Raw genomic sequence first — 14,028 nt, 5'->3', positions numbered from 1 at the left:
ATCGATCAACCTAGTAGCAACTCTGCCGCGGAATTACTCTGCTGAGGAATCACCCTGCTTAAGAATTACAGCGACCGCGCGAGCCGATCCGGAACGACCACTGCAGAACCGAAACCAAAATCAATCAAATGGTGTCTCACGCATGCCCCGCTGGCCGAGACTTTTCTTCAGTCGCCAGCTGAACGAATCTGGTCCGCAGCTCTGGCACGCGCGGTTTGCTGTGCCTTCCCCCAGATCAGCACGCCTCCGGTGGCCACCAACAAAGCTGCGATGATGACAGAGAGCGAAATGGGATGACGCAAGCACTTTCGCAATCCGGTTTCGAATCGAATGGCTTTGCTGGTGTTAATAACAGGCAAGCCGATCACTTCGGCTTCGCACGATGACTTTACCGCCGGCCCCAAAATGGGATGCTTAACATCAATACGCTTCGGCGTCGGTGATCCTTTCCGCCATCGATTGAGCAAGCCGTGATGATCGGCGAATTCGGTGTAGCTGACTTGGTACAACACGCCGGGACGGATTCGTCCGATATGCACCTGAGCGTGTCGATCACCGCGTTGGCGTGGATCGAGCAACCGATAGGTCGAAACGGCAACCTGCGAAAGCTCTTGCTCCGTCGATTCATTGGGGTCGGCCAACAGTTTTGATGCCAGCGTCTTCGCTGCCCGAGTTGCCGCGCCTCGAATCACCGCTAACCGAGTCTCACTTCGGCGCACTCCCAACCGCTGAAAATCGTCTGGACCAAGCGTGACATGAAAATTTGCTTCGGCTTCGTCAGACGACTCCAATTCGCTATTCGGCGGAGTCACGGGAAAAACAGACACTCAGTTAAACCAATCCTTTTTGTACCAGCACCTAACGACTCAGGTTAAGAAACCTCTCGTATCAAGGAGTGCTGGGATGAACAATCGCGAGCGTCTCCGACGCCGGGAACTTACTTTGAGGCGATCTGTATCAAGAGACCGCCAAACTTCAAACGGTTCGGTGGTGAGATCGAACTTCTCAAACACACTGAAAAAAATCGCCGGCGAAAACACACTCGCCAGAACGGGACCATTATTGTCCGGATCGTTGCCCCTGGCTGTACGTAAATTTCTGCAACTAACCACCCGAAGCCCCGGGTGAGCCACTAAACCCGAACAACGACAAAATAGTTGCCGCTAACGACTTTCGAGCGAGGTTCTCAAAAACTTAATGGACAAAATCGAAGCCCAAAACCTGCTCTAGTGCTTCGTTCCCTATGAAAATACGGGTTCGGGTCATCAGCCGACAGGCGTTAGCCCCGGCTATTGCACTCAAACCGTGGCTAACGCCATTCGGCTAATCCTAAAATCGATTTGGGATCCTAAGGTTAAATTCCGCACCAAAAAGAATTCGGCGAAATCCATGATCAAGGACTTCGCTAGCTCGCTATTCTTCGGGGACGCGAACAGTCGCCCAGAAGGGGCGTTTGCGGTCTGCACGTCTTCTGGTGTCTTCGAGAATCGTTTCCAACTCTCGATCGAACTCGTAGTACTGCGGGGTACTTCCGGCTCGAATGACAACCGTTTTACTCAGATCCAATCCAATGTCAGGCCGGAGCCACAACTGAAATGTTTCGCACGGCCCGTCCACACGAACTTGGTTGTCACCACCGATCGAACTATTAATCTTGCCCGCTTTGATCCGTGACGTTTGGTCCCAAAGGATCGGATTGATGTCGATCAGTGGCTTCAGAGCACCAAGCTCCAACCACCAGAAAAATTGATCTCCACGCCGCATCGTGACCGCGTCAATCTCTCGCGGAATCGGTTTGCGAACATGTGTAGGAACATTCAACCATTTGAAGATTTCCGGCATCTCTTCGTAAAAGTCTTCTTTGCCGCGTCCACGATACATCACCACCGTCACGTCATTTCGAACATGCATGTGGCGATCCAAAATTGCGCCCATCCGTACCAGTGGCGCCTTTGGACCGGAGGCTTCGCCCATCACCAAGTACATCGGGACCAGACGAGCGTTGTCGGAATAATGTGTGAGTGTTTTGCTGGGTTCCGGATTGATACAAACAACACCGGCCCACAAATCAGGATGGGAAACGGCGATGTCCCACGCGGCAGTCCCGCCTTCATCGTGTCCTGCCAGAAACACCCGATCAGGATCGATCGATGTGTGACGCATCGCGTGCCGCAACGCTTTTAAGACATGGTCATGCTCACGAGGTGTGTACTCATACGTACGCTGCGTCGGTCGCCCCCACATCGGCGCGACAACGATATAGCCGTTCCGCATCGCGTGCCCGGCTCGGCCACCTAAAGCGGCATCGAAATCACCCGCCCACCAATTCAGTTCCAATTCTGGATTTAGATTCGGCGGCGGCAAGACAACCAAGCATGGATACTGACGGCGCGGATCATATTCCGGCGGCAATTGCACCAAGTAATCCGGCTGATCGTTGATCGTCGTTTCCGCATTGTCGCCGGCCAACCTACCGATTCGGTAAAAGCCGCTGACTTCATCATCCGCCGCACCTTCAGGCCACTGCTGAACGGGACCGATGAATTCGATCAGTCGCGCTACATATTCGATCTGAGATCCTTCGATGGCTTTCAGCTCGGAAAGGATTTCTTGACGACGAACCAGATTTGCCGACCCGAGATACTCGCCGACCAGGTCACGGACTTTGACTAACGAAGTCACGACGATCAAGTTCGACTCGCCAGACCCTGGTCCCATCAACCAACCGGCAAGCGCCAATGCAACTTTGTTTTCAACGGGAGTGGTATTCGAATCTTTCAGCCGTGCGTAGTCACTCAGTCGAGGCAACGAAGCGGATGAAAGCTGTTCCCGGATCTCATTGAACAGCCTTTCGATGTTTGGATCAACGCCAGCGAGTTGATCCAAATGTCCTCGCAACGCCTGAACCAAGTTCTCGACTTGCTGGGCATCCGAATCCAGCTCCTCCATCGCAATCTTGACACGCTCGCGCATGGTACGCCCGACCGCATCCATTGGGAATTTGGAATACACGCTTCTTGCAAACTGCGGTTGTCCGGCTCGCGCACGAAGGTCAGCTTCATCCAACAACCGTTCACCCTGATATGCGACCAAGGTGCTCAGCTGAGCCTTCATGTCTTCAAGTTCAGGGAACGCTCGAATCGCGCGAGTCAATTCATCTTCTGCGGCACGATATCGTTCCGATTCCATAAAGAATCGAACGACCATCAATCGTGCATCCAAATCGTCCTGATCGATCCGCTGCCGAAAGATCTTCTGAAAAGTTTCTGGCCGAATCGATCGAGTCGCAACACGCATGTCCCATTTGTATGAAGGCCGACTCTTCAGTGCTTCTAATTTGGCATAGCGGGCATTCAATTCGGTGATGCCTTGGACAATTTCGATCGGCCCATCGTGCCCCAGGATCGTGATATTACGGCGCGCGTACTCGTTGAAATCGGACACAGAAATGATGTCGCCAACAATCTGGATTTCATCGTTTCCGACAGGGCTTAGCTGCTTGAATTCGATCGTTCGTTCAACGCCACGAACGTCCTGCGGCTCCCCGGCAACCATGCCACGACGATGGATATAAACACGACGCAACCCATCATCAACCAACAAGATGGGCCTGGCCTGTCCCTGGGCACCGCCGGCCTGAAAACCGCTTTGGTTCAAGGAAGCAACGTCAACCAAGAATCCCTGCAGCGTTAAACCACTTTTTAAAATCACACGTTGATCGGCGTGGCACTTGCTGACTGGAATTAAAGAGAACGCCAACAGCGACAAGGCTAGCTTGAATGCGAAATGACGATGACGAGTGCGGAAATACTGAAAGGGCATAGATACGTTTTCGTGAAAAGTTCGTCAGGCATACGGAACCTGCAACTCCCTGTCCCGCTTGCCGATTGTGACCCCGTTCGTTCTTCCTTCTTGCCGGCGATCCTCACCCCGTGAATTACAGCCTACTGAGAACCTGCAGCCGAAGCGAAATGAATTCGCGTTAGGCCAAAACCCCTAGCATTGGCATTTGATCCATCGACGTTTGCTCGCGAAACGAAACCGGTGTGCTCTCTGGCGTGCCTGATTCCACCGATGGGGTCGACTGTGACATCAAAATCGCAATCGCTCGCTTCATCGAACGACTCAGCGGCTCGACCCCGACTCGGACCGTTTCAAATGCCGGCCGCGTACTGGAAACAAAAACGTCTTCATCAACGAAATTCCACAACACATCGCCGCCGTCCCAACTGACCAACAACTCGATGTCTTCGGCAAAAGCTTCCCCTTCGGCAGGCGGCTGCGTCTCGGATACGACGTCGTGACCTGCATACGGAACGATTCGCGTCGGTGCGACCTGCGCAACGGTTGCAACCTGCCCCAGCTTGGAAGTCCCAAACTGGATACCGATGGCAATCAATAGCACTGCGGCTAAAGCATAGGACGCCAGCATGCTAACGCGTTTCAGATTAGCTGTTTCTTGTTGGCCCTTGGCGATGACCGGTGGCGAACATTCCGAAACCCCCGCGATTGCGGTCCAAAGCTGGAAAGTCTCCGCACATCGGTTGCAACGTTTGGCATGATCACGCAGCTCGGTGTCAGACTCCGGCGGCTCTCTTCGATCCAAAAGGTCGTTCAACCGTTCGTCAAATTCTTCACATCTCATCACGAAGCTCTCCGCCTGCTTGTGTGCAATACCTCGCGATCACGCAGCGACTCGATCATGCGTTTGCGAGCCCGGTGAACCAACGTCTTCGCTGTCCCGATCGGACATCCCATCTGCTTCCCGATCTGTTCGTAGGAAAGTTCAGACTGGTGGAACAGCTCAAACGCCATTCGTTGCCGACTGGGTAAATCATCCATCGCCAACCGAATCTCTTCGGCAATCGCTGACGCTGCCATGTCTTCGGTCATTGCCACCGTTTGTGGCTCAGCAGATTCGGTCAGTGGTGAATGAGAACGTCGTCGCGCCAAATGGCTGCGGGATCGGTTGCCGGCGACCGTTGCCAACCAGGGTTCGAACGGCCGACGCGGATCCCACTTATGTAGATACCTCAGCACGCGGCTGAAAGTTTCTTGAGTCGCATCTTCGGCATCCTGGCGATGCTTCAAAATTGCGTAGCAGATGCCAAAGACAAATGCATGGTAACGCTGCATGAGGACCGCAAAGGCACCGCTATCGTCATCGATAATCTGTTTTGCCAAAGCGGCGTTAGACAAGTTTGACGGATCGTCCACGACGAGAATCTCTAGGTGGAAAAGGAATCACGTTCACATGCGGCATCACGACCAGCCCAATGATTCGCATCCCACTTACGAGGAAACGGTTGGCTGCCTAACGCTCTGGCTGCGACTTCACGCCATTAGCAATCCAGAAGCTACAAGCCAGCCTTGTCAGAAACTCTGCCCCGTCGCTCATAGCTTTTGCTGGAGTGCAAAATCAATTTCGTTCTGATCGTCATCAAACATGCTGTATCCAAGATACGCGCAACGATTCGACGAAGAAACAGTAATGTTGGCGTCTAAGCGGGTGATCGACGCAAGTTGGCCGAAAAAAGAATGCCCCGAACCGCGCACGGAACCACCAGAGTGAGCGATTACTGAAAGCCCTGGCTGAATGACCAATGCAGCGAACCAATCGATTCGCTGCATCGCCGATTCACGCATCGAAGGGGCTAGCGACCGCTGAAAAAGCGTTTCAGAGCGTCGTCGGCTGCGGCCTTCGAGCTTTCTGTCATCGATTTTTTCAGTCCGTCAGGAAGCTTGCCCTTCTTCTGTTTCTTCTGCTGGCGCAGTCGCTCAACTAAAGAACTGTCGTTGACCGAAAGGTCGGTGCTATCGCTCGACGCCTCTTTATCGATCGAAGCCGAGTCAGCTTCTTCCGCCTTTTTGAGATCGTCCAAACGGAACTGGCGTGTGTCAGGATCGGAGAGTTTGCGAACGCGGTCAATTTGATCCGCTTCGTCCAACCAGCCATCGACATCGACCTCTTCGAATCGACTGTCAGACTCTTGGACGGTGCGTGCCGCTGCATCGCCAACGTCGACAACCTCTGGCTTTTTGGCGCCCTTCAATCCGTGCTCGACGACAAGCTGAAATTCCAGTTTGCCAAGTTTGATTTGATCGCCGGATTCGAGGATTTTCGCACGATCACTAGGAAGCCGTTTTTCGTTGACGTAAGTCCCGTTTCGACTCTTCAAATCTTGAATCAAAACACGCCCGTCACGAATGACGATGATGCAGTGCTTGCGGCTGATCGAATCACTCTTGGGCCGCAATTGGCAAGATTCACTACGACCAATCAAGAACTTCTCGTTATTAACGGGGATCTCGACTCCTTCGTGACTTCCCGTCATCACCTTCAGCTTCACTTGCATACGGCACCTTTATCCTCTGACTAAATCGGTCATCTCTGACCATTGATTTTCGCGGGTCGACAGCGCCGGGTGTGCCTTCATCGTGGGATAAGCATCGAAAAGGGGCTGCCGTATCACTAACATTGTAAACACTTACACTGGCTGGGAAAATGCCGTAATTGACCGATTTAGGTGTTCGCCACACCCAAACCACCCGCCTCGGGAGGTATTTTTCGCCAACAGGAGTCGCCTATTCCATAAATCGATCAGCTGAAGACACCGCCCCAAGCCTGAGGCCTGACCACGCGGCTGCCTACGGAACCAGACTTCCCGCCGTGAAATCTGAAGCCTTGCATTCATTGCCCCGTGTAGGTTATCCCACTTGGGGACGCGAGACCTTCAAACTAATGATTCATTCGAGGGAATTGAGGCACAACGATTCCCCCACCAGTGGAATCGTTTACCCAATCCGTCTACCGACGATCTAACCAGTCATCACTGGAGTATTTTTCTAATTCAACCCGCCGAGCGATACCAAGTTCCGCCTCAGTCAACTCAGATGGCTGAAACTTAACGTGGCACAGCGTTTCGATCCGCTGAGTCAAACCGTTGGCAAACTTTTCGCGATCGATCTCCTTTGACGACAAGTCTGCTATCCCTGGTAACTCTGTTGCCCACGGACTCGATCGCATCATCACGCTGCCGTGCTGAAGGATCGCGCGTTTCGCCCGTCGCTGAGCGCTGCCGACAACTTTGTACCCGCTGACAATGATGTCTTCGTCAGTGCGCCGTTGAAAACATAAAAACGCCTGCTCATCGAATATCCGACTGCGATCCGATCGGTAAGGTCTTGCGCTAATTCCCAGCTCACCAAGCTGCCCAATGATTTGCTCATGGACACCTTGGTATAGATCATGCCTAGCCCCCCGCTGCCCCGCCGGGGTGGCGATCGTCAAGCTGTATGTCAATTCCTTGTCATGAATGATCGCACCGCCACCGGTACTTCGCCGAACCCGTTTTAGTGTTTCGAACCGCGACGCCACGTCTCCGTTGGATTGGAAATATCCCAACGAAAGCGTCGGCGTTTCCCAACTGTAAAACCTTAAAACAGCCTGTGGTTGCTTCCCCGTTTCGGCATCAGCCGAAACGGACAGCATGATTGCTTCATCGACAGCCATGTTCCATGCAGGGCCACCCGACCAGTTCAATAGAAGCCTTCCAACCATCGGCTGATTATTCACCCTTGGTCCATTTCAGCACCGGCTTGCGAGCTGCCGCGACATCGTCGGGACGACTGATCTTTGTTGAGTGCGGCGCGTCTTCGATCAAGTCGCCACTCTCTTCGGTGATCCGGAACAAGGCCTGTGCAAACGCATCAAGGGTTTCTTTGCTTTCTGTCTCTGTCGGTTCCACCATGACTGCCTCTTCGACAACCAGTGGAAAGTAGACGGTCGGTGCATGGAAACCGTAGTCCAAGAGTCGCTTCGCGATATCCATCGCCGACAAGTGTTTTTCTTTCCGCAATCGTTTTGCCGAAGCGACAAATTCATGCATGCAGCGGTCGCCGTGCGGAACGTCCAAGATATGGCGTACTTTGCTGAGCAAGTAGTTCGCCCCCAGAACCGCGTCTTCACTGACCTTTCGCAGACCTTCCTTCCCATAGGTCCGGATGTAGATGTACGCACGAACGAGAACACCGACGTTCCCGAAAAAGCTACGTACACGCCCAATCGATTTGGCAGGGGCCTGACAGCGATACTCGTCACCTTCGCGGACGACCACGGGGCCAGGCAGGTACTCAGCCAAGAAATCTCGCACACAGATCGGCCCAGCACCTGGTCCGCCACCGCCGTGCGGACCCGAGAAAGTTTTGTGCGGATTGAAGTGCATCAAGTCAGCACCAAAGTCGCCTGGTCGAGCGATTCCCAAGATGGCATTCATGTTCGCGCCGTCGAGGTAAATCAACCCGCCCGCTTCGTGCACCAGGTCAGCGATTTCTTTGACTTGCGAATCGAACAATCCCAGCGTGTTGGGGTTGGTCAGCATGAACACGGCTGTCTTGTCAGACAGCTTGCTTTTCAAGTCCTCGACATCAACCAAACCGTCCGCATTGCTTTTGACGGTCTTCGTTGAAAAACCGGCCATCTGAGCGCTCGCCGGATTGGTACCGTGAGCGGAATCGGCGGTCAGAACCACTGTCCGGTCACTCTCACCACGCTCGGCAAAATAGGCGGCAGCAACGAGCAAGGCGGTTAATTCGCCATGCGCACCGGCAGCCGGCTGAAGCGATACGCCGGGTAAACCCGAAATCTCGCCCAGCATGTTTTGCAGTTCATACATCATCTGCAAAACGCCACCAACGGTTTGGTCGCGTTGCAGTGGGTGCACATCGGCAACACCCGGAAGTGATGCCATCCGTTCGTTTCGTTTCGGGTTGTACTTCATCGTACAGGACCCCAACGGATAAAAGTGCGTGTCGACGCTCATGTTCAACGTCGATAGGTTCACGAAGTGCCGAACCACATCACCTTCTGCAACTTCTGGCAATGGCGGTGGAGCATCTGCCAGCGCATCGGCGGGCAGCAATGCCGAAACGGCCTCTCCCGATTCGGGTAGCGAAGGCAACTGATGAGCCCGTCGCCCGGGACGGCTCATTTCAAAAATCAGGTTAGTCGCTTGTTGATTACGCATTGGATTGTTCCCCCATTCAAACCGTTTGAGCCAACTGTGCGGACTCAGCCTTGCCGGCCGAATCGAGAACTTCCATCAACCGATCCAGTTCAGCTTCGGATCGCTTTTCAGTCACCGCGACCAGGAAGCAGTCGTCGTATCGGCCACCGCAAGCGTTTTCGGAAACGTCAGCGATCGGAACCCCGGCAAGTACACCGTTCTCTGCGGCATACTTCATCAGCCCGAAGACGTCGCCTTCGCGATCGCGGACCAAGAACTCCTTGAAGATCGGACCGGAATGCACCAATTCAAATCTCTCACTGGCGGCAAAACGTTCGCGGGCCATGTTTGCCTTGACCACGCAGTGCTCGGCAGTTTCTTTCAAACCCTGTGGTCCCAGCAAACTGAGATAAACCGTCGCCCGCAACGCTAACAAAGTCTGGTTGCTGCAGATGTTGCTAGTCGCCTTTTCACGACGGATATGTTGCTCGCGTGTTTGCAATGTCAGGACCCAACAGCGGTTGCCACGACGGTCCGTTGTCTGGCCGGCAATACGGCCGGGCATACGACGCATCAGATCTTTGCGGCAAGCGATGATTCCCAGATAGGGTCCACCATACGCCAAAGGGTTACCGAGGCATTGGCCTTCGGCGACCGCGATATCAACGCCAAGTTCGCCAGGACTCTTTAGCAATCCGACACTGATCGGATCGAACGACTGGATGACCAAGGCACCTTTTTCGTGGGCCGCATCGGCGATCGCCTTGACCTGTTCCAAGCGACCGAAAAAGTTCGGGTGCTGAATCAACACGCAGGCGGTGGAATCGTCAATCGCGTCGATTAACGATTCGCTTGTTCCTTCGTCGTTGGATTCGACAACGACCAGTTCCGCATCGATGCCGACCAAGTACGATTTTAAAATATCCAAATACTGTGGATGTACCGCATCGGAGGTGATCACTTTATTGCGTTTGCGAACCGAAGCGAGCGCCATCAAGACGGCTTCGGTCGCCGCCGATCCGCCGTCATATAAACTGGCGTTGCTGACGTCCAAACCGGTGATCTGACTGACCATCGTTTCGTATTCAAACATCACCTGCAAATTGCCCTGGCTGACTTCGGCCTGATAGGGCGTATAAGAGGTGTAGTACTCGCCACGCGAAGCGATTTCGTCGACGACCGCGGGGACAAAGTGATCGTATGCACCGGCCCCCATAAAGCAGGCATGGCTCGCGACCGAGCAATTCTTTGCGGCCAAGGCTCGCAGCTCTGCCTCAAGCGACATTTCGTCCGCTGCGGGCGGCAAGTCCAAAGGACGCTGCATTTGCAACGCTTGAGGGACTTGGCCGTCAATGATTTCATCGATCGATTCAGCGCCGATCGATCGCAGCATTTCGCGGCGATCATCATCGGTGTGAAACAGGTAACCTTTCATCAATCAGATTTCCGTGGTCGTCAAACGGGAGAACTAAATAGGTTCACTTGCGATCAGAATTGACCGAGTGAACGACATCGGACCTGTTCGATCCGACCTTCGTTGCGATCCGTGCAAAAGATTTCCTAGTTCCAAGCGGCAAGTCGCCGAGGGCTGATGCCTCGCGTTATGCCGACTCTGAACACTGTTTTTGATAGGCCGCGTAGTCCATCAATGAACTCAGGCCGGTGTCATCGCTGACTTTGATTTTGACAATCCAACCGAAGTCGTACGGATCATCGTTCAGCCCATCGAGGTTATCGGGCAAGCCTTCGTGGACTTCGATGATCTCTCCAGCGACCGGGCAATACAGCGGGCTAACCGCTTTGACCGACTCGACTTCACCGAACTCTTCACCAAAGTCGAACGATTTGCCGACTTCCGGCAAATCCATGTAGACCAGGTCGTTTAGTTGTTCGATCGCAAAGTCGGAGATACCGATCGTTGCAATCTTTTGTCCGCCATCTTCGGACACATCCACCCACTCGTGAGTTTCGGCGTACAGCAACGTGCTCTTATCGCGTGACACGGATCAAAATTCCTTTTCGGCAGGCGTTGGAAGGATTAGGAAACAGTTTTTGGTCTACGGTAAAACGGCAACTTAGTCGCCGTCGCGGCGGAACGTTTTCCGCGAATATCGATTTCAAACTCGGTTTGGTCGGCGACATCGATGTCGACCATCGCCATCGCGATCGGCTTGCCGAGTGTCGGTGAAGGACCGCCACTGGTGATCACGCCGACTTCTTTTCCGTCCTTGCTGATTACGGCGCAACCTTCGCGAGCGGGTCGTCGGCCTTCGGGCAACAATCCGATTCGACGGCGTTTCAGCCCGTCGGCCTTGATCTTGGCGATCGCATCGCGTCCGATAAAGTCACGATCGTCGAGATTACATGCGAATGACAATCCCGCGCTGATCGGATCGGTAGATTCGTCTAACTCATGTCCGTAAAGCGGCATCGCGGCTTCCATCCGCAAGGTATCGCGTGCCCCAAGTCCGGCGGGTGCAAACCCTGCGTCACGCCCGGCAAGCATGACATTTTCCCAGACCCGTGCCGCTTCTTCAGCTCGCACAACCAATTCAAATCCGTCTTCGCCTGTGTAACCGGTACGGCTGACAATCACGGGCTTAGAAAACTGGTCGGTAATCGTGGCTTGGTAGTACTTCAATCTCGATGGATCAAAGCTGAAGAGCTTGCGACAGGTTTCCATCGCCAACGGACCCTGGACCGCGATCATCGCCGTCAACTCCGTTCGATCAGAAAAAGTCACGGTGGGAAAGTCGTCGAGATGTTGCTTGACCCATTCGACTATCTTGGCTCGATTGGACGCGTTGACGACCAGCAGGTGATAATACTTGTCGCTTGGCGTTTTTAAGTGCGAGACGAGGACGTCATCAAGGATGCCGCCCGCTTCATTGCAAACCATCCCATATCGCACTCCGCCGACAGGTAGATCGACAACTCGCCGAGTCAACAAACGGTCCAGTAGCTCTGCCGAACCGTCGCCGTCAAATCGCAACCGGCCCATATGCGAAACGTCAAACAGCGCGGCCTTGGTGCGACACGCTTGATGCTCGTTGACGATGGAATCGTACTGGATGGGCATTTCATAGCCCGCGAACGGCACCATTTTGGCTCCCGCATCGCGGTGCCACTGATCCAGAGGTGTCTGTGACAATAAAGAAGTGTCGGCTTGATCCATTCAGTCTCTCGCGGACCTTTCGGGGTGTGAACGGGGTTCGACGAGCCGATACCACTTCGGACCGGCAGCCTGCTACCGATCCCAGCATCGCACCCACCACACACACCTAGCCCGATCCGGGTGGTCGCAATCACAGCGATTCACCAAGAGAAGGAAATGCGTTTTACGCGGGCCAACATGTCAACGATCGGTGCCCAGACGGCGTTTGCCGCCTGAGAGATTCAGAGTGTAATGGATATCCAATGCGGTTCCAGTGTCACTATCGCCAAAGGAAAGGAATCTCCCCTCGACTTGCCGATGCGTACAGTTGCCCACGCTAAACGTCGATAATTTTTCAGTGCCCTCGCTGCCCTGTCCAACTGATCCTGAACGAATGTCGAACTGCAACCTCAGTGCTCATCACAGCACCAAACGGCACGACCGCCGCGCCTCCCCAGGTGGCACCGCGACTCCCCGGGCCGCCTCCGTGATTTGCGATCAGCCAGCGATCTTGCTCCGCTATCGGACACCCCGGCCAGTGAGCCACAGCAATCACTGATGGGCAATTACCTCAGTGACACCCTGATACGCAGGATCTAACCGGGAAAACACCCGTACGCGGCTTCGATTATGTCGCTCGTTTTCTTACCTTCCGCTCCGGTAACCGCAGGGTCAACGCCCTCTAAAATTGCTCGCGTAAAATCGCTGACCAAAGGGGCATGAAAGTTTTCGTGCGGCGGAAAATGCTCAGAGGCTTCCCCCACTTTCGTCACCACTTTTAATCGCCCCTCGTTCAGATCTTCGATCGTGACGCGACCTTCGGTTCCAATCACCTCCAAACGATCAGGCGTGTCAGTCGTTCCAAAATAGCACTGCAGCACACCATGGGTTCCTTTCTTGAATTCGACCAATAGCGTTGCCATCTCTTCGGCTTCGTAGTCTGGCGACCTTGCACATTTGGCTCGCACGTCCACGACCTCGCCAAACAAAGCGACGAACAGGTCCAAGCGATGACTTCCGATATCCATCAGCGGGCCACCACCACCGCGCGAACGCACCACACGCCAATCGTCTTGTGGAAAGCGATTCGGATTCCCCGTTGTCGCCAAGATCGAAAGCGGTCGTCCAAGTTCGCCCGACTCCAACAGTGCACGGACACGCGCGAGGGCCGGATAGAAACGGCGATAGTATGCGACGCCAAGTTTCACCCCCGCCTGCTCGCAAGCGTCCACCATCAACTGACACTGTTTTGAATCTAGCGCCATCGGTTTTTCGACAAGCACATGCTTGCCCGCCGTCGCGGCACTGACCGTCTGCGGCGCATGCAAGTCAACCGGTGTCGCGATGTAAACCGCATCGACATCATCGCGAGCGAGCAACTCATCGGCATCGGTCGTCCAATGCTCGATGCCATAGCGGTCCGCGAACTGAATCAACTTTTCTTCATTGCGTCGGCAAGCCACTTGCAGTGTCGAATTCGGGTCACACTTGATCGCATCTGCCACTCGTTTCTCGGCGATGTCACCACAGCCCACCAATCCCCATCGAATCGTCGTCATATAACTTGTTGCTTTCCGTAAGGTTAGTTGCTAATTCGCTCAGCCGCTTGCCCAGTGTTCACCACGTCACAAACGTGCGTTGACATCTTAAAGGATTGTCGAAGCAGTTCCGAGTCCAAGCAGCAGCCGCACAATGCCCAACGACGATACCAGCAGCCTATTAATTTTTTATCGTCGCGTACACTCCGTGTAGGGAACGCTCTCTCCCGCAGTTATCGCCCCACACCTCGTGCAGGTAGCGATCTTTCCCGCCATTGTCGCCCTACACTCCGTGTAGGTAGCGTCCTTTTCCGCTGTTGCCGCCCAAGGC

General features: G+C 54.1%; 11 protein-coding genes. All 11 read right to left on the bottom strand.

Going from position 1 to position 14,028, the window contains the following annotated elements; translation table 11 throughout:
* Window positions 1-167 precede the first annotated feature (167 nt).
* The 11 genes from LOC67_RS03565 to LOC67_RS03515 all read right to left on the bottom strand — a co-directional run bounded on the left by LOC67_RS03565 (window position 168) and on the right by LOC67_RS03515 (window position 13,718).
* A complete protein-coding gene (locus tag LOC67_RS03565) occupies window positions 168-827 on the bottom strand; it encodes a hypothetical protein (RefSeq protein WP_230261138.1) in 660 nt (219 codons plus the stop codon).
* Between the two features lie 586 nt (window positions 828-1,413).
* Complete coding sequence (locus LOC67_RS03560) at window positions 1,414-3,822, bottom strand: alpha/beta hydrolase (protein WP_230261137.1); 2,409 nt, start codon at window positions 3,820-3,822, stop codon at window positions 1,414-1,416.
* Between the two features lie 160 nt (window positions 3,823-3,982).
* Window positions 3,983-4,645 (bottom strand): zf-HC2 domain-containing protein, encoded by a 663-nt coding sequence (locus LOC67_RS03555; RefSeq protein WP_230261136.1) that lies wholly within the window; start codon window positions 4,643-4,645, stop codon window positions 3,983-3,985.
* Window positions 4,645-5,199: an RNA polymerase sigma factor gene (locus LOC67_RS03550; RefSeq protein ID WP_230261135.1), complete on the bottom strand. Its 555-nt coding sequence runs from the start codon at window positions 5,197-5,199 to the stop codon at window positions 4,645-4,647. The genes LOC67_RS03555 and LOC67_RS03550 overlap by 1 nt, the downstream gene beginning before the upstream one ends.
* A 455-nt stretch (window positions 5,200-5,654) precedes the next feature.
* Entirely contained in the window at window positions 5,655-6,356 is a 702-nt protein-coding gene (locus LOC67_RS03545; RefSeq protein WP_230261134.1) for an FHA domain-containing protein, read from the bottom strand.
* A gap of 452 nt (window positions 6,357-6,808) precedes the next feature.
* Window positions 6,809-7,561 carry a biotin/lipoate A/B protein ligase family protein gene (locus LOC67_RS03540; protein WP_230261133.1) on the bottom strand — a complete coding sequence of 251 codons (753 nt, stop codon included), beginning with the start codon at window positions 7,559-7,561 and terminating at the stop codon, window positions 6,809-6,811.
* A 7-nt stretch (window positions 7,562-7,568) separates the two neighbouring features.
* Window positions 7,569-9,026: an aminomethyl-transferring glycine dehydrogenase subunit GcvPB gene (gcvPB, locus tag LOC67_RS03535; RefSeq protein WP_230261132.1), complete on the bottom strand. Its 1,458-nt coding sequence runs from the start codon at window positions 9,024-9,026 to the stop codon at window positions 7,569-7,571.
* Window positions 9,027-9,042: 16 nt separating this feature from the next.
* Window positions 9,043-10,440: an aminomethyl-transferring glycine dehydrogenase subunit GcvPA gene (gcvPA, locus tag LOC67_RS03530; protein ID WP_230261131.1), complete on the bottom strand. Its 1,398-nt coding sequence runs from the start codon at window positions 10,438-10,440 to the stop codon at window positions 9,043-9,045.
* A gap of 166 nt (window positions 10,441-10,606) precedes the next feature.
* Complete coding sequence (gene gcvH / locus LOC67_RS03525; protein ID WP_230261130.1) at window positions 10,607-11,008, bottom strand: glycine cleavage system protein GcvH; 402 nt, start codon at window positions 11,006-11,008, stop codon at window positions 10,607-10,609.
* A gap of 35 nt (window positions 11,009-11,043) precedes the next feature.
* Window positions 11,044-12,180, bottom strand: coding sequence for a glycine cleavage system aminomethyltransferase GcvT (gene gcvT, locus LOC67_RS03520; RefSeq protein WP_230261129.1), 1,137 nt, complete (start codon window positions 12,178-12,180; stop codon window positions 11,044-11,046).
* A 575-nt stretch (window positions 12,181-12,755) separates the two neighbouring features.
* Window positions 12,756-13,718, bottom strand: coding sequence for a Gfo/Idh/MocA family protein (locus LOC67_RS03515; RefSeq protein ID WP_230261128.1), 963 nt, complete (start codon window positions 13,716-13,718; stop codon window positions 12,756-12,758).
* Window positions 13,719-14,028: the final 310 nt, after the last annotated feature.

The sequence above is a fragment of the Stieleria sp. JC731 genome, from assembly GCF_020966635.1.
In the GTDB taxonomy this organism is placed as follows: domain Bacteria; phylum Planctomycetota; class Planctomycetia; order Pirellulales; family Pirellulaceae; genus Stieleria.
This window is presented reverse-complemented; position numbering and strand designations above follow the sequence as displayed.